The organism is Paraburkholderia monticola (assembly GCF_001580545.1).
In the GTDB taxonomy this organism is placed as follows: domain Bacteria; phylum Pseudomonadota; class Gammaproteobacteria; order Burkholderiales; family Burkholderiaceae; genus Paraburkholderia; species Paraburkholderia monticola.
The window spans coordinates 1-16994 of sequence record NZ_LRBG01000004.1 but is presented as its reverse complement, the minus strand read 5'-3'; the positions used below and the strand labels follow the sequence as shown (position 1 = coordinate 16994).

The following is a 16994-nucleotide window of genomic DNA, read 5'->3' as shown; positions in this document are numbered from 1 at the left end:
CAGAAAGTGACACCGGCGTGACCTGTTGCGCGTGAATGCGAGCCGATGAGCGCAGATGAGCAGAAAATCAGTCGCAGATGGACAGCGGCGCCAGCGCGGCGCCGTTCAGCCGCGAGCCGTGCGCCGCTACCCGCGCGCCGCTAGCCCCGCTGCGCGATCCAGCGCGCCGTTACGCCCGCAATGCGTGCGCCGAACAGACGAGCGGTTTCGAGGTCCCCGGGCGGCGGCGCTTCCTCGGGCGAGGCATCGGCCGCCGATTGCGTGAGCAGCCCGGTAAAGCCGCCGACGTAGTTCAGATCGTTGCGCGTCGCGGCTTTCGTGTTCGACGGCATCATGCCGGTGCCCGCCCAGATCATGCTGTGCTGCATCGCCAGCGTGACGAAGTACTGGATCGTCGAGAACTTGTCACCGTTCATTGTCGCGGAGTTCGTGAAGCCGGCCGCGATCTTGTCCTTCCACGCCTGGCCGAACCACGGCTTGGAACTCGCGTCGGCGAACTTCTTGAAGTCGGCCGACGGACCGCCCATGTAGGTCGGCGCGCCGAAGATCAGCGCGTCGGCCGCGGCCAGTTCGTCCCACGAGGTGTCGTCGAGCTCACCGACCGGCATCAGCTTCGCCTCGGCACCGGCTTCGAGCGCGCCGGCGAGTACCGCTTCGGCGACTTTCTTCGTGTGGCCGTAGCCGCTGTGATAGACGATGACGATTTTCGACATGGAGCGCTCCAGCAAACCAATCAGAAAGGTGAACGGGACAGGCAACGCGATGCTGCGCGACTGCGCGCCGCGTTGGCCGCGACGAACCCGACTAGCGCCCGTAATTGACCACCAGTCGCGCACTGCCGATCGTGGCCGTGCCGATCTCGTGATCGAACATCAGCGCGGGACGTCCTTGCGCGAGACGCAGATCGGCCGAGTTCAGGGCATACACAGTGATGATATAGCGGTGCGGTTTGCCGGGCGGCGGGCACGGGCCGCCGTAGCCGACGGTATCGAAGTCGTTGCGCGCTTCGACCGCGCCGAGTTTTTGCAGGAAACCGGACGAACTCGCATTCTCGGGCAGGCTGTCGACGGTCGCCGGGAGGCCCGCGACCGCCCAGTGCCACCAGCCGCGCCCCGGCGCGTCCTCGTCGAACATCGTGATCGCGAAGCCGCGCGTGCCGGCCGGCGCGTCGCGCCATGTCAGCTGCGGCGAACGGTTGCCGCCCTTGCAGTCGTTCTGGTCGAACACCTGCGCATTCTGCATGGTGCCGCCCGCGCGCACGGTCGCGCTCGTCAGCGTGAACGCGCCGTCAGCCCTGGCTCCGGTACCGGGCGCCGCGAATAGCACGAGCATCGCGCCGACCGCGAGCGTTCGATGCCGCCACGATGAAGCCAACGAAACAACCAGGCAACGCACGCGCATAGGCCGGTTCTCCTGTCAGGGCGCGAGGCGTATGTCCTCGCGATGGTCGTTGTCCTTAATTGTGCCCCAAGGTCGACTCAAGTCTAACATTGGCGCTGATTAGCTCTGCGATGCATTTTGTTTGCGTTCGCGGAATTAGCAGATAGGAAATCAGCTATAGTGCATGGTATTGTCGCGCGACCGTGACTGGGTTTCACTCGTTTAAGTTGCGAGTGTTGAGATAAGTGTTAGAAGTTGTGGAGACCGATTTATCTGTCCAGAGGAGGTCGATGCAAGTTTCACTCAGGGTCGTGGTGGCCGATGATCATCCGGTCATTCTGTTTGGCGCCGAACATGCGCTGCACAAGTTTCCAGGTATACAAGTCGTTGGGTCTGCGAGGCAGTCGACTGAACTCGTCAACATGCTGCGGTCCACCGAATGCGACGTGCTCGTCACCGACCTGGCCATGCCGGGTGGCCAGTACGGCGATGGCTTGCAACTCATCGACTATTTGCGCCGCAATTTCCCGAAGCTGCTGATCGTCGTGCTCACCATGCTCGAAAACGCCGCGCTGCTCAAACGACTCAAGGAGCTTGGCGTGACGTCGGTCGTGAATAAAGCGGACGATATGAGCCATATTGCGCTCGCGGTGCAGCACGTCGGCCGTCGCATGAGCTATATGAGTCCGTCCGTGAAGGTGGTGCTCGATGGGTTGCGGGTCAACTTCGCCGGCAGGCGCGACGACTCGAAGCTGTCACGGCGCGAGCTCGAAGTCGTGCGGCTGTTCGTGTCGGGCATGACGATCAAGGAAATTTCGCTGCATTTGAATCGCAGCATCAAGACGATCAGCACGCAGAAAAATGCGGCCATGCGCAAGCTCGGAATCGAGCGAGACTCCGAACTATTCCAGTATGCGCACAGCAATGGTTTGCTGAACCCGTCGTCGAATGCGCGTCAGGACATTGCAAGCGAGTCCTGAAATCGCGCTTCGTTTTGTCCGTTGAGTCGTCGGCGATAAAAAAGCCGCCTGTTTCGCAACAGGCGGCTTTTTCATTCATTCCGCATAAATCGGCCGGCGTTATTGTTCTATTCCGATCGCTTTATTGTGCGGCTTTACCGCAGTAACTTTATTGCGGCGTAGCCGTTGCACCGCCATGCGCAGCGGACCATTTGGCCGGCGAGTGCAGGAATTTCTCCACTTCGTCGATCGTCTTCGTGTCGAAGTAGTTGTTTTGCTTGGCGACACGCAGCACGTCCCACCACGTGGCAAGCGCGTGCAGATCGACGTCGATATCTTTCAGCACCGACACGCTTTCCTTGAAGATGTTGTAGTGGAACAGCACGAAGCAGTGGTTCACCGTCGCGCCCGCGGTGCGCAGCGCGTTGATGAAGTTGATCTTGCTACGGCTGTCGGTGGTCAGGTCCTCGACGAGCAGCACGCGCTGGCCTTCGGTCAGCAGACCCTCGATCTGCGCGTTGCGGCCGAAGCCCTTCGGCTTCTTGCGCACGTACTGCATCGGCACCATCAGGCGGTCGGACAGCCACGCCGCGAACGGGATGCCCGCGGTTTCGCCGCCGGCGACCGCGTCGATCTGCTCATAGCCGACGTCGCGCAGGATCGTCGCTTCGGCCATTTCCATCAGGCCGCGGCGCACGCGCGGATACGAGATCAGCTTGCGGCAGTCGATGTACACCGGGCTCGCCCAGCCGGACGTGAAAATATACGGTTTCTCCGCGTTGAAATGCACTGCTTGCACTTCGAGCAGCATCTTGGCGGTGGTGTCGGAGATCGTCTGGCGATCGAAGCCTGTCATGGGCGGATCCTTCGGAGTGAGCGGGGGAGAAGCGGGCGCCGGGCCCGGTGGCGCAGCAAGCGGGGTATGCCGCGCCATGCTGGGCGGAATACGCGGCCGGGCAAAGAACAGACCGGCTTTTGCTGCGCGCGTGGGCGGCTATTTTACCCGAAATGGGCCTCACCGACGAGGCCGTCGAGTGCGGCGACGATGCGCCCGGGCGGGCGCATCGTCTTGTGAGCGGGTGAGGCCGCCTTTACACTCACGCGACTTTCCCGGGTGGCTGCCCATGCAGCCGCCTTCAGACCTACGGAATGCTTTCAATGAACGCCGCCCCGCCCGCCTCCGTCACCGACACCCGCCCCGCCGCCAAACCGGGCTATGCGGGCCGCGCGCTGCTCGCGGCGGTGCTCGGCTACGCGATGGATGGCTTCGATCTGCTGATTCTCGGCTTCATGCTGCCGGTGATCGCCGTCGACCTGCATCTGAGCTCGTCGCAGGCCGGCGCGCTCGTCACGTGGACGCTGATCGGCGCCGTCGCGGGCGGTGTGATCTTCGGCGTGCTCAGCGATTACTTCGGACGCGTGCGGATGCTGACGTGGACGATCCTGATCTTCGCGGTGTTCACCGGTCTGTGCGCGCTCGCGCAAGGCTACACGGATCTGCTGATCTACCGGACCATCGCCGGCATCGGGCTGGGCGGTGAGTTCGGCATCGGCATGACGCTGGTCGCGGAGGCGTGGCCGGCGACGCAGCGGGCGCGGGTTTCGTCGTATGTCGGGCTTGGCTGGCAGCTTGGCGTGCTGGCCGCGGCATTACTGACGCCGCTGTTGCTGCCGGTGATCGGCTGGCGCGGCATGTTCGCGCTTGGGCTGCTGCCGGCGCTCGTGTCGTTCTTCGTGCGACGCCGCGTCGAGGAGCCGGCGCTGTTCAAAGAGCGCGCCGCGCGCGGCATGCGCAAGCTGCCGCTGAAACTGTTGTTTGCCGATGCGCGCACGACGCGCGCGAGCGTCGGCGTCACGATTCTGTGCTCGGTGCAGAACTTCGGCTACTACGGGCTGATGATCTGGCTGCCGAGCTATCTGTCGAAGACCTTCGGCTATTCGCTGACCAAATCCGGGCTCTGGACCGCCGCGACGGTTCTCGGCATGGCGTCCGGCATCTGGCTATTCGGCATCGCCGCCGACCGCTTCGGCCGCAAGCCGACGTTCCTGTTCTACCAGGCGGGCGCCGTCGTGATGGTGTTCGTGTATGCGCAACTGACGACGCCAATGGCGTTGCTGATCGGCGGCGCGGCGATGGGGGTGTTCGTGAACGGCATGATCGGCGGCTATGGCGCGCTGATCTCGGAGCTTTATCCCACTGAAGCGCGCGCCACCGCGCAGAACGTGCTGTTCAACGCGGGCCGCGCGGTGGGCGGCTTTGGGCCGGTCGTCGTGGGCGCGCTGGCGGCGCGCTACTCGTTCGGCGCGGCGCTTGGGCTGCTGGCGTCGATTTATCTGCTCGACATCGTCGCGACACTGTTTCTGATTCCTGAGCGACGCGGCGCCGAACTCGACTGAGTGCGTCGGATGGCAGCGCGAATCGCCGCCTGCGACGAATGCCGAAAATAAGTGCGAACGTACGGAAATGTCGTGCGCGCCATGCCGCCACCGTGTCGCCGAAAAACGACGGCCGGCGCCGCGGCGCCACACCAACTTCAGTCCTGTTTCGCCGATGGTGAGTCCTGTTAACCACTCAGTGCATCGACGCATGCGGGGTGTACACTGATCGACCCGCGAAGCACTCCACATCGTCCCGTCTTCGTCGAGGTAAGCCATCGCGCCTGACCGGGCGCGTGCGAAAACCGCCTCGGTCGGCTATCCGTCCGACAGATGAAAGCGCTGCAACGGTGTGGGGCACCGGGCCCAATCACTTACGTCTCGCAGGCACAGAAATGGACGAACAACTCAAGCAAAGCGCTCTCGCATATCACCAGAATCCGAAACCTGGCAAGATTTCGGTGACGCCCACCAAGCCGCTGTCGAACCAGCTGGATCTGTCGCTCGCGTATTCGCCGGGTGTTGCCGCGGCTTGCATGGCGATTTACGACGAGCCGCTCGACGCGCAGAAGTACACCTCGCGCGGCAACCTGGTCGGCGTGATCACCAACGGCACCGCGGTGCTCGGCCTCGGCAATATCGGCCCGCTCGCCGCGAAGCCGGTGATGGAAGGCAAGGGGTGTCTGTTCAAGAAGTTCGCGGGTATCGACGTGTTCGACATCGAGCTCTCCGAGTCGGATCCGGACAAGCTCGTCGAGGCGATCGCGATGCTCGAGCCGACCTTGGGCGGCATCAACCTCGAAGACATCAAGGCGCCGGAGTGCTTCTATATCGAGAAGAAGCTGCGCGAACGTATGAAGATTCCGGTCTTCCACGACGACCAGCACGGCACCGCGATCATTGCGTCGGCGGCGATCCTCAACGGCCTCAAGGTGGTCGGCAAGAAGCTCGAGGAAGTGAAGCTCGTCTGTTCGGGCGCGGGCGCGGCGGCCATCGCGTGTCTGGACCTGCTCGTCAATCTCGGCCTGTCGAAGAAGAACATTCTCGTCACCGATTCGAAGGGTGTGATCTACGAAGGGCGCGGCAATCTCGATGCGTCGAAGGAACGCTACGCGGTCAATACCGACGCGCGCACGCTCGCTGACGCGATTCGCGGCGCCGATGTGTTCCTCGGCTGCTCCAGCGCCGGCGTGCTGAAGCCGGAGATGGTCGCGGAAATGGGCACCCAGCCGCTGATTCTCGCGCTCGCCAATCCCGAGCCAGAAATCCGCCCGGAAGATGCGAAGAAGGTGCGCCCGGACTGCATCATCGCGACTGGCCGTTCGGACTATCCGAACCAGGTCAACAACGTGCTGTGCTTCCCGTTCATCTTCCGCGGCGCGCTCGACGTCGGCGCGACGACGATCACCGAGGAAATGAAGCTCGCCTGCGTGCGCGCGATCGCCGAGCTGGCCGAGGAAACCGACCAGGGCGATGAGGTCGCGAAGGCGTACGAAGGCCATTCGCTCGAATTCGGTCCCGAATACCTGATTCCGAAGCCGTTCGATCCGCGCCTGATCATCAAGATCGCACCGGCCGTCGCGCAAGCCGCGATGGACTCGGGCGTCGCGACCCGTCCGATCCAGGACATGGACGCGTACCGCGAACAGCTCGGCGCGACCGTCTATCGCACGGGCATGGTGATGCGTCCGGTGTTCGCGGCGGCGAAGTCGGCGCCGGCGCGCATCGTGTTCGCGGAAGGCGAAGACGAGCGCGTGCTGCGCGCCGCGCAGTTCGTGCTGCTCGAAAAGATCGCGAAGCCGATCCTGGTCGGCCGTCCGTCGGTGATCGAGATGCGTCTGAAGAAGATGGGCTCGAAGCTGAAGTGCGGCGACGACTTCGAGATCGTCGATCCGGAAGACGATCCGCGCTATCAGCGGGCGTGGCAGGCGTATCACGAACTGGGCGCGCGCCAGGGCGTGACGCCGGACGTCGCGAAGGCCGCGATGCGCAAGTTCAACACGCTGATCGGTGCGATCCTCGTGCGCCTCGGTGAAGCGGACGGCATGATCTGCGGCATGATCGGCCAGTATCACACGCACCTGAACTTCATCGAGCAGGTGCTCGGCAAGGCCGACGACGTGCAGAACTTCGCCGCGATGAACCTGCTGATGCTGCCGGGCCGCAACCTGTTCATCTGCGACACGTACGTGAACGAAGTGCCGACCTCAGAGCAGCTCGCCGACATGACGATGCTCGCCGCGCGCGAAATCGAGAAGTTCGGCATCACGCCGAAGGTCGCGCTGCTGTCGAACTCGAACTTCGGCAGCGCGCCGTCGTCGTCGTCGCAGCGCATGGCCGCCGCGCGCAAACTGATCACGGCACGCGCGCCGTCGCTCGAAATCGACGGCGAAATGCACGGCGACGCGGCGCTTTCGGAGCTGATCCGCAAGCAGTCGTTCCCCGGCACGACGCTCACCGGCGAAGCGAACCTGCTGATCATGCCGAACGTCGAAGCGGCGAACATCGCGTACAACCTGTTGAAGGTCGTCGGCGGCGAGGGCGTGACGGTCGGCCCGTTCCTGCTCGGCGCGGAAAAGCCGGTGCATATCCTGACGCCGGCCGCGACCGTGCGCCGGATCATCAACATGACGGCGGTCGCTTCGGCGAACGCGCGCAAGTCGGTGAACGCGAAGTAAGGTGCATCGGGTGAGGTTGACGCTGGCGCGGTAGTCACGCGCTCGCGCGTCGCCTCGGCAAAAGCGCTACGGAACTGCGGTTCCGTAGCGCTTTTTTTCTGGCAAAAAAAACGGCGGTCCGTGAAGACCGCCGCTTTTTCAGTTCAGCCGTGAGAGTCGATCAAGCCGCGTGCTGCGTCGTCTTGCCCGCATCCGGTGAACGCCAACGCGCCAGCAACTCGTTCCACTTGATGCGCACGCCTTTCAGGTTGTTCTCCTTCACGTGCCCATAACCGCGGATCGCATCGGGCAGATTCGCCAGCTCGACCGCGAGATCGCGTTTCTGTGTCGTCAGCCCGCCGATCAGCTCGCGCACCAGCGCCTCGTATTCGCCGATCAGCGCGCGCTCGGTGCGACGCTCCTCGGTGTTGCCGAACACGTCGAACGCGGTGCCGCGCAGGAATTTGAGCTTCGCGAGCAGGTGCATGGCGCGGAACATCCACGGACCGTACTTCTTCTTCACCAGATGGCCGTGCGCGTCTTTCTTGGATAGCGTCGGCGGCGCGAGATGCAGATGCAGCTTCCAGTCGCCTTCGAACGTTGCGTTCAGTTTTTCGATGAACGCCGGGTCGCTGTACAGACGCGCGACTTCGTATTCGTCCTTGTACGCCATCAGCTTGTGCAGATTCTTCGCGACCGCTTCGGTGAGCGGTAGCTGGCCGTCGGCGGCATCGAGCGCCTGTTCCGCGGCCCGCACCTGCGACACCAGCGCGCGATAACGCTCCGCATACGCACGGTTCTGCCACGCCGTGAGATAGTCGGCGCGCTTGTCGATCAGCGTGTCGAGCGCCTTCGGTGTGTGCAGCGCGATAATCTTGCCGCCTGCCGCATCTGCCGCTGCCATGCCGCGTCCCTGCGACTGCACGAGTTGGCGCACGGCAGCCAGATCGTGCGCGGCGCGCCGGCCCCATTCGAACGCCGCGAGGTTTTTCTCCACCTGCACGTTGTTCAGTTCGATCGCGCGAGTCAGCGACTCGTGCGTGAGCGGGACCCAGCCGCGCTGCCACGCGTAGCCGAGCACGAACGGGTTGGTGTAGATCGCGTCGCCGAGCAGCGCCACCGCGAAGTGATTCGCGTCGACGGTCGAGACGTTGTCGTCGCCGGCCGCGGCACGCACGTCCGCTTCGGTGCTGGTGCCGGGGAAGCGCCAGTTTGGGTTCTTGATCAGCTCGGCCGTCGGCGTGTGCGCGCTGTTCAGCACGACGCGCGTGTGCTCCGCATGCATGCGCGACACGCATTCGTCGCTCGCGGTCACGATCGCATCGCAGCCGATCACGAGGCTCGCTTCGCCCATCGCGATGCGGGTCGCGTGGATATCGGCGGGTTGGTTCGCGATCTGCACGTGGCTCATCACGGCGCCGCCTTTCTGCGCGAGGCCGGTGACGTCGAGCACGGTGACGCCCTTGCTCTCCAGATGCGCGGCCATACCGAGCAGCGCACCGATCGTGACGACCCCCGTGCCGCCGACGCCTGTCACCAGCACGCCGTACGGACGGTCGATGGCCGGCAACTCGGGGTCCGGCACCGGGGGCATTTCCGCGCCGACGCCCGACGCCGCCTTCGGCTTGCGCAACTGACCGCCTTCCACCGAGACGAAGCTCGGGCAGAAGCCGTTCACGCACGAGAAGTCCTTGTTGCAAGTCGACTGGTTGATCTGGCGCTTCGTGCCGTACTCGGTGTCGAGCGGCTCGACCGACAGGCAGTTCGACTTCACCGAGCAGTCGCCGCAGCCTTCGCAAACCGCCTCGTTGATCACGACGCGCCGCGCCGGATCGGGAAACGCGCCGCGCTTCCTGCGACGGCGCTTTTCGGTCGCGCAGGTCTGGTCGTAGATCAGGATCGTGGTGCCAGGAATCTCGCGCAGCTGGCGCTGCACGTCGTCGAGCTGGTCGCGGTGATGAATGTCGACGCCGGGCGCGAGGCCCACGTTCGCCTGATACTTCTCAGGCTCATCGGTGACGATCACGATTTTCACCGCGCCTTCGGCGGCGAGCTGGTGCGTGATCTGCGGCACCGTCAGCACGCCGTCGACGGGCTGGCCGCCCGTCATCGCGACCGCGTCGTTGTAGAGCAGCTTGTACGTGATGTTCGCTTTCGACGCGATCGCCGCGCGGATTGCGAGTAGTCCCGAGTGGAAGTAGGTGCCGTCGCCGAGATTGGCGAACACGTGCTTGTCGTTGGTGAACGGCGCCTGGCCGATCCACGCGACGCCTTCGCCGCCCATCTGGCTGAACGTGCTGGTGCTGCGGTCCATCCAGACGGTCATGTAGTGACAGCCGATGCCGGCCATCGCGCGCGAGCCTTCCGGCACGTTGGTCGAGGTGTTGTGCGGGCAGCCCGAGCAGAACCACGGCTTGCGCTCGACTTCGACGCGCGGCCGCGCGAGCGCCTTTTCCTTCGCCTCGATCACGGCGATGCGCGCGGCGATGCGAGCGCGCACGTCCGACGGCAGATCGAACTTGTCGAGCCGCGTGGCGATTGCCTTCGCGATGATCGCGGGCGACAGCTCGTAATGCGCCGGCAGCAGCCAGTTGCCCATCGGCACCGACCATTCCCCGCCCGCGCCGTCCTTTTCGTCGAACTTGCCGAATACGCGCGGGCGTTGCGCGTCGGGCCAGTTGTATAGCTCTTCCTTGATCGCGTATTCGAGGATCTGGCGCTTTTCCTCGACCACCAGAATCTCGTCTAGACCGCGCGCGAATGCCTGCGCGCCTTGCGCTTCGAGCGGCCACACGCAGCCGACCTTGTACAGCCGGATGCCGATGCGCGAGCAGGTTTCGTCGTCGAGACCGAGGTCGGTCAGCGCCTGACGCACGTCGAGATAGGCCTTGCCGCCGGTCATGATGCCGAAGCGCGCATGCGGCGAATCGATCTCGACGCGATCGAGCTTGTTCGCGCGCACGTAGGCGAGCCCCGCGTACCATTTGTAGTCGAGCAGGCGCGCTTCCTGCACGAGCGGCGGATCGGGCCAGCGAATGTTCAGCCCGCCGTCGGGCATCAGGAAGTCTTCCGGCAGGATGATCTTCGTGCGGTGCGGGTCGATGTCGACCGAGGCGGAAGATTCGACCACGTCGGTCACGCACTTCATCGCGACCCAGAGGCCCGAGTAGCGGCTCATCGCCCAGCCGTGCAGGCCGAAGTCGAGATATTCCTGCACGTTCGACGGAAACAGCACCGGTAGCCCGCACGCCTTGAAGATGTGTTCGGACTGGTGCGCGAGCGTCGAGGATTTGGCTGCGTGGTCGTCGCCGGCGAGCACGAGGACGCCGCCGTGCCGCGACGAGCCGGCCGAGTTGCCGTGCTTGAAGACGTCGCCGGAACGGTCGACGCCGGGGCCCTTGCCGTACCACATCGAAAACACGCCGTCGTATTTGGCGCTCGGGTACAGATTGACCTGCTGGGAGCCCCACACGGCGGTGGCGGCCAGGTCTTCGTTGACGCCGGGCTGAAACACGACCTGATGCGCGGACAGATGTTTTTTCGCCTTCCACAGCGACTGGTCGAGTCCGCCGAGCGGCGATCCGCGGTAGCCTGAGATGAAGCCGGCGGTGTTGAGGCCGGCGGCGCGATCGCGTTCCTGCTGCAGCATCGGCAGACGCACGAGCGCCTGGATGCCGCTCATGTACGCGCGGCCGCGTTCGAGGGTGTATTTGTCGTCGAGCGTGACGGAAGACAACGCGGCTTCGAGCGAGGCTCGCTGACCTGCGTCTAGCGGGGCATTCATTATGTGTACTCCTCCACTTCAGCTTGGGATCACCAAAACTTTTCTGGCCCCCGGCATCTCGTGAATGCTGGGGCCGGGGTCGTCATATTGACGGGTTTTAAACGATGGTAGCACTGGTGGAAACCCGCCGCAGCGGATCAAAAATCGGTCGTGCCGTGCCCACATTCGCGCGGTTTCGCGGCAAATTGCTTACGTGTTGCAGGCAGTTGCACTGCATTTCCATTGAAATTGGCTTCTATTGCGATTGCGCATGTAACAAGCTGTAAAACCTACAAATTCGCGGAACTGTAGTGAAAACCACTGTCTAACCCCGACCTGCGAGCGATGCCGAACGTCGCGCATTCTGCGCGGCTTCAGGACAGCAGGGAAAGTTAGAAAAGGAGTACGCATGAACACGAGAAACGTCCAGACCTTCCTGATGGTTTCCGCCGCTTTCTTCGCAATGAGCGCGCCGCTGCGCTCGAATCCGGGCAGCACGGGGGCGCTGTCGAACGCGCTCATCCGCACCGCGCAGGTCGCGCCGGCGCGTGCCGGGACGAGCCGGATCGACGCTTCGGTCGGCGGCGACGAGTACCGGCAGAATTCATGACGCGCCACATCGTGTGCGTCTTTTGACAACCGGCCGCCGTTCCGACGCGAGCGGCGGCGTAGCAAGATAAAAGGGCGAGGATCCTGTGATCCTCGCCCTTTTTGCATCGGCACGCTGCTTACCCGCGAGGTATCGTGATCAGGTCTTGTCCTGCACGACGCCGCGGCGAATCTGGTCGAGTTCGATCGATTCGAACAGCGCCTTGAAGTTGCCTTCGCCGAAGCCCTGGTTGCCCTTGCGCTGGATGATCTCGAAGAAGATCGGGCCGATCTGGTTTTCGGTGAAGATCTGCAGCAGCAGATCGTCCGGTGCGCCGTCGATCAGGATCTTGCGCTTGCGCAGTTCCTCCAGCGGCTCCCCATGATTCGGCACGCGCCGGTCGACGAGTTCGTAGTAGGTGTCGATCGTGTCGAGCAGTGAAATGTCCGACGCGCGCAGGCCGTCGACGGTGCGGTAAATGTCGCTGGTGCCGAGCGCGATGTGCTGGATGCCTTCACCGTGGTACGCGTCCAGATATTCCTGGATCTGGCCGGCGGTGTCCGAGCCTTCCTCGTTGATCGGAATGCGGATCTTGCCGCACGGCGAAGTCATCGCCTTCGACTTCACGCCGGTCACCTTGCCCTCGATGTCGAAGTAGCGCACCTCGCGGAAGTTGAACAGGCGCTCGTAGAACTCGGCCCATTCCCGCATGCGGCCGCGATGCACGTTGTGCGTCAGGTGATCGATGTAGGTCAGGCCGTGGCCGACCGGGTTCGGGTTCGCACCCGGAATCGGCTCGAAGTCGACGTCGTAAATGTCGATGTCGCCGATACTGTTCGGCGCCGCGCCGTTTTTGCCGCGCCAGCGGTCGACGAAATAGATCAGCGAATCGCCGATACCTTTGATCGCCGGAATGTTCAGCTCCATTGGGCCGGTCTTGTTGTCGAAGCCCCACGCGCCTTTTTCGAGCGCCTGGCTATAGGCTTTCGCGGCGTCCCGCACGCGAAACGCGATCGCGCAGATCGACGGGCCGTGCAGGCGCGCGAAGCGCTGTGCGAACGAATGCTTCTCCGCATTGACGATGAAGTTGATCCCACCCTGGCGATACAGCGTCACATCCTTGTGACGGTGCCGCGCAACGGCCGTGAAGCCCATCCGGTCGAACAGCTTGCCGAGCGCTTTCGGGTCCGGCGCCGTGTACTCGATGAATTCGAAGCCGTCGGTGCCGACGGGGTTTTCCCAAGTTGATACCTGCATTGTCTGTCTCCATTCCCATGCAAATGGCATTGCCGAGGTGCGCTGGCGGGGAGCGCGCGGACGGTCGGCTGAACGCGACCGGATAGGGCAAGTGTAGAACTGCGATGGAGGCGAAAACTTGCGAACTTAATCGCGCATCGATACGCTTGAGCCAGTTTATGGCTCCATTCGCGCAGTGTGCGGCAGAACATGGCTAATAGTGAGATAGATGCGATCGATCGGCGCATTCTGGCGATCCTTCAGGAGAATGGCCGGCTGTCGAATCAGGAGATAGCGGAGCGGATCAATCTGTCGCCGAGTCCGTGCCTGCGGCGGATTCGCCGGCTCGAGGAAAGCGGCGTGATTCGCGGCTACGTCGCGCTACTCGACGCGCAGCGTCTCGGGCTCGACCTGCTCGCGTATGTCAGCGTGCGGCTGGAGAAGGGCGGTGGCCGCGCGTTCAGCCCGCATGGCGAGGCCACGCATGCCGATCTGTTCGGCGCGGCCGTGCAGACGTGGCCCGAGGTGGTGGCGTGTCACGCGATGACCGGAGAGATGGATTACCTGCTGCGCGTGCAGGTCGAGGACATGGCGCACTTTTCGCGCTTCGTGCAGGATCAGTTGCTGCGGCATCCGTCGGTGATCGACGTGAGATCGAGCTTCTCGCTGGAAAAGATCAAGGAAACGACAGCGCTGCCGATTCTTTAGGCCCTAGACTTTAGTCCCTAGTTCGCAGATAGAAAAAAGGGCGACCTTGCGGCCGCCCCCTTCTCATTTCCCCGTAGCGATTATTCAGGCAGCGACAGCCACCGGCATGAACGACTCGAACAGTCGCGATGCCTGGCGTGCGTGGCGCTTGATTGCGTAGTCGAACACGGCGGCCTGCTCTTGCAGCATTTCCGCGAGGATGCTCGACTGATCGGCCGGCGACAGCGTCAGATAGGCGTCGGCTTCGCCGTACGCGTATTCGATCTTCATGCCGGCCTTTTTGGCGATGTGCATCATGGTCGAATTGCGCGACAGGCAGTGAATGTACAGCATCGTCACATGCGTGTTGCGACTGCGGATCGCCGCGCGCTCGAACAGCTTCGTACCGATGCCCCGGCCGCGCGCGCTTTCGAGCACCGACACCCCGAATTCGGCGGTGCGCTTGTCGCCTTCGGCCGGCAGATAGGCCAGATGGCCGACACCGCTCAACTCCAGCTTGCTATTGAACACGCCGAAGACGGTGTCGCGCGTGAAGTCGATCGAGCGCACGTAGTTTTCGATCACGTGGTTCGGCACGACCTGGCCGAAGCGCAGCAGACGGTCGTCTTCCTCGAGGGCGAGGAAGTGGGTGAGCAGGCGTTCGCGATCGAGCGTAGTGAGTTCACGGACCAGAACGGGCGCGCGTCCTGCAGACAGCGACGCACGATCGTTCAATGCGATCGGCTCGGCGGTGCTATGGGTCAGCGTGTTCATGGTCGGGTTCTCCTTTTAATCAGGCGGTGTTGTGCACCGCAAAACCGATTCTAGCGGAAACCCAAGTCATTCACTAGGGAAAACCCGTATCAAAATCCGAAGTGAATACCTAAAATGCACCAGTAAAAATTTTAAATCGTTGATTTAAATCAAAAAAAATGAAAATGAACGCACGTTCGTGACACAATGCCGCATGCATCGAATCGACCGGTTTCTGTGGTCTGGATGTTGTTGCTTTGCGTCATCTGGTTGGCTGCAGGCGCAGTCAGGCTGCCACTTCACCTGCCCGACGACGTCCCCAGACCATGCTCGACCATGTCGACCACCTGCTCGGCGAACTCGCTGTAGCCCATGGGGCCATCGGGTTTGAGCCACGTGAAGGTCCAGTTGATCATGCCGAACACCATCATCGTCAGCGCGGTCTGGTTGTCGCGCTTCGCGCGTTCGGGGTAGGCGCGCGCGAGTTGCCGCGCGAACGCCGCGACCACGTCGCGCTGGCGGTTCAGGATGATCTCGCGCTGCGCGTCGACCAGATACTTGACGTCGTTCAGCAGCGCGACGTGCCGGCTGTGCGATGTCTCGTACTCGGACAGGAACGCGCGAATCAGCTCCGCGAAGGTTTCGCGCTCGCTGAGCCCGCGCCGCTGGCTCGCGCCTTCCACCTCGGCGATGATCAGCATCAGTCGCTTCGTGTAGCGATCGAGCAGGTCGAACAGGATCGCTTCCTTGCTCTCGTAATAGTGATAGAGGCGCGCCTTCGACGTGCCGCTCGCCGCGGCGAGATCGGCCATCGACGTGCTCGGATAGCTGCTCTGCGCAAATTTCGCCGCGGCCAGTTCGAGAATCTGTTCGCGTTGGGTTTCGTGGTCGGGGGCTCGGGTGCGGGCCATAGTCGTGTGTTCTTATGTTATTGAGGTGAGCAGGGGGCGGGCGCCGCGCGCAATTCGAGCGAGCGCCATGCGTTCGCGTCGCCGCGCAGGTGAATGCGCCGCTGCGCCGCGAGTTCGCGCATGCGCCACAGCACGATGCTGTCGCTGACAAGGAACCACAACTCGGCGCTCATGACGTGAGCGGCGAGGCGGGCGGCCGGTTGCCAGTCGGCGGTCGTGCGTTCGAGGATCAACGCGTCGATCTCGGCAAAGCTGCTGCTCGTGAACGTGTTGTCACGCCAGGGCCGCGTCTCGCCGTTGGCCTGCTTGACCTCCTGCCATTCGAGCGCGAGGCGGCTGATGCGCAGCACGGAAATCGGCGCGGCGTCCGGCAGGTGGGTCTGCAGCACGTCCGGCGCGAACATACCGACCGACGTCGCGCGATCCTTGCGGGTATGCGCCCACGCCTGGCGGTCGGTGAGGTCGGCGATCGACAGACGCACTTCGTTCAAACGCTGCGGGCTATCGCGCAGCAGGTAGCCGATACGGCGCAGCATCAGTTGATCGGACGAGCTTTCGCCGTGCCACACCACCAGATTGGCGGTGCTGCTTGCGAGGCCGTCGAGCACCGCGGCCTGTTCGCGGAACTCGCGCACGAAGTCGCGTTGAGGGTCGGCGCTGACACGTTCCCAGAAGTCGGCACGCTCGTGCGGACCGTCGTCGGCGCCGCGTAACGGACCGACCGCCAGATCGTCTCGCAAAGGCTGCACGCGATCGTCGCGACCCGCCTGGGCCAGCGCGGTGCGCAGCGACTCGGCGGCGACGTCGCCGTTGGTGAGGTGAGTCGTACTCATGGGCAAGGGGCTTGCTATGACGCCAGCAGCTGTAACGGAAAGAGGCCGCTCATCGACCGGAGATCCATGTCCCCATCGATGAGCGGCCCCTAGTGTAAGCGGATCGCGAAACGGCCGAAAGCGGCGACGGCTATCACGCGAAGCCAGTCCACGCTCGAGTCACGACAGTCTTCGGCTCAACGTTCGTCGTAACTGACGACGACCTTGTCGCTGACCGGATGACACTGGCACGTCAGCACGAAGCCGTCGCGGACCTCGTGCTCTTCGAGCGTGTAGTTCTTTTCCATCTTCACTTCGCCCTCGAGCACCTTCGCGCGACAGGTGCAGCACACGCCGCCCTTGCACGCATAAGGCAGCGCGAGGCCCGCGCGCAGCCCGACGTCGAGCACGCTGACGCCCTGATACGGCAGGCGCAGGCGGCGCCGCTTGCCGTCGAGCACGATTTCGAGGTCGGCCGCGGGGGTGTCCTCGGTGATCTCGACCGCCGGCACGCCCGCCTGCGGCAGCGGCGTGCCGAAGCGCTCCACGTGCACCTTCGCCTGCGGCACGCCGGCCGCTTTCAGCGCGGCTTCGGCCGCGTCCATCATCGGCGCGGGGCCGCAGATGAACGCTTCGTCGATCGCGTCGGCCGGCAGCAGCTGCTCGATGAACGCCGCGCACTTTTGCTGGTCGAGCACGCCGTTGAACAGCTCCACGTCCTGCAGATCGTCCGACAGCACGTGATACAGCACGAAGCGGTTCATGAAGCGGTTCTTCAGATCCTCGAGCTCTTCGGCAAACATGATCTGCTCGACGCTGCGGTTGCCGTACACCAGCGTGAAGGTGCTGCGCGGCTCGACTTCGAGCGTCG

Annotated in this window: 14 protein-coding genes; 5 read left to right on the top strand and 9 right to left on the bottom strand. The window is 63.5% G+C overall.

The window, feature by feature from the left end; genetic code table 11:
• Positions 1-140 precede the first annotated feature (140 nt).
• Positions 141-713, bottom strand: coding sequence for a flavodoxin family protein (locus tag CI15_RS04970; protein ID WP_062124899.1), 573 nt, complete (start codon positions 711-713; stop codon positions 141-143).
• A 91-nt stretch (positions 714-804) separates the two neighbouring features.
• Positions 805-1401, bottom strand: coding sequence for a YbhB/YbcL family Raf kinase inhibitor-like protein (locus CI15_RS04965; protein WP_062124897.1), 597 nt, complete (start codon positions 1399-1401; stop codon positions 805-807).
• Between the two features lie 269 nt (positions 1402-1670).
• On the opposite strand from CI15_RS04965, the gene CI15_RS04960 reads away from it, so the two are divergent.
• Positions 1671-2360, top strand: coding sequence for a response regulator (locus tag CI15_RS04960; protein ID WP_062124896.1), 690 nt, complete (start codon positions 1671-1673; stop codon positions 2358-2360).
• A 148-nt stretch (positions 2361-2508) separates the two neighbouring features.
• On the opposite strand, the gene CI15_RS04955 is transcribed toward CI15_RS04960, so the two are convergent.
• On the bottom strand, positions 2509-3195 hold the full coding sequence (locus CI15_RS04955; protein ID WP_062124894.1) for an orotate phosphoribosyltransferase: 687 nt from the start codon (positions 3193-3195) through the stop codon (positions 2509-2511).
• A gap of 302 nt (positions 3196-3497) precedes the next feature.
• On the opposite strand from CI15_RS04955, the gene CI15_RS04950 reads away from it, so the two are divergent.
• Positions 3498-4736: an MFS transporter gene (locus CI15_RS04950; RefSeq protein ID WP_062124892.1), complete on the top strand. Its 1239-nt coding sequence runs from the start codon at positions 3498-3500 to the stop codon at positions 4734-4736.
• A 374-nt stretch (positions 4737-5110) separates the two neighbouring features.
• On the top strand, positions 5111-7393 hold the full coding sequence (locus CI15_RS04945) for an NADP-dependent malic enzyme (protein ID WP_062124890.1): 2283 nt from the start codon (positions 5111-5113) through the stop codon (positions 7391-7393).
• 160 nt (positions 7394-7553) lie between these two features.
• On the opposite strand, the gene CI15_RS04940 is transcribed toward CI15_RS04945, so the two are convergent.
• Positions 7554-11156, bottom strand: coding sequence for an indolepyruvate ferredoxin oxidoreductase family protein (locus tag CI15_RS04940; protein WP_062124888.1), 3603 nt, complete (start codon positions 11154-11156; stop codon positions 7554-7556).
• Positions 11157-11544: 388 nt separating this feature from the next.
• Here CI15_RS04940 and CI15_RS04935 point away from each other — a divergent pair, with 388 nt between their 5' ends.
• Positions 11545-11745 (top strand): hypothetical protein, encoded by a 201-nt coding sequence (locus tag CI15_RS04935; protein ID WP_062124886.1) that lies wholly within the window; start codon positions 11545-11547, stop codon positions 11743-11745.
• 138 nt (positions 11746-11883) lie between these two features.
• Here CI15_RS04935 and hppD read toward each other — a convergent pair whose 3' ends face one another.
• A complete protein-coding gene (gene hppD / locus CI15_RS04930) occupies positions 11884-12981 on the bottom strand; it encodes a 4-hydroxyphenylpyruvate dioxygenase (protein ID WP_062124884.1) in 1098 nt (365 codons plus the stop codon).
• A gap of 189 nt (positions 12982-13170) precedes the next feature.
• On the opposite strand from hppD, the gene CI15_RS04925 reads away from it, so the two are divergent.
• Entirely contained in the window at positions 13171-13668 is a 498-nt protein-coding gene (locus tag CI15_RS04925) for an Lrp/AsnC family transcriptional regulator (protein ID WP_062124882.1), read from the top strand.
• 84 nt (positions 13669-13752) lie between these two features.
• On the opposite strand, the gene CI15_RS04920 is transcribed toward CI15_RS04925, so the two are convergent.
• The 4 genes from CI15_RS04920 to CI15_RS04905 form a co-directional block, all read right to left on the bottom strand.
• The gene (locus CI15_RS04920) at positions 13753-14421 is read right to left on the bottom strand and encodes a GNAT family N-acetyltransferase (RefSeq protein ID WP_062124880.1); all 669 of its coding nucleotides are present in this window, start codon (positions 14419-14421) and stop codon (positions 13753-13755) included.
• Between the two features lie 278 nt (positions 14422-14699).
• Positions 14700-15311 (bottom strand): TetR/AcrR family transcriptional regulator, encoded by a 612-nt coding sequence (locus tag CI15_RS04915; RefSeq protein ID WP_062124878.1) that lies wholly within the window; start codon positions 15309-15311, stop codon positions 14700-14702.
• Positions 15312-15328: 17 nt separating this feature from the next.
• The gene (locus CI15_RS04910) at positions 15329-16144 is read right to left on the bottom strand and encodes a DUF1835 domain-containing protein (RefSeq protein WP_062124876.1); all 816 of its coding nucleotides are present in this window, start codon (positions 16142-16144) and stop codon (positions 15329-15331) included.
• Positions 16145-16320: 176 nt separating this feature from the next.
• A partial coding sequence (locus CI15_RS04905) for a 2Fe-2S iron-sulfur cluster-binding protein (RefSeq protein WP_153041048.1) occupies positions 16321-16994 on the bottom strand: 674 nt, incomplete at its 5' end.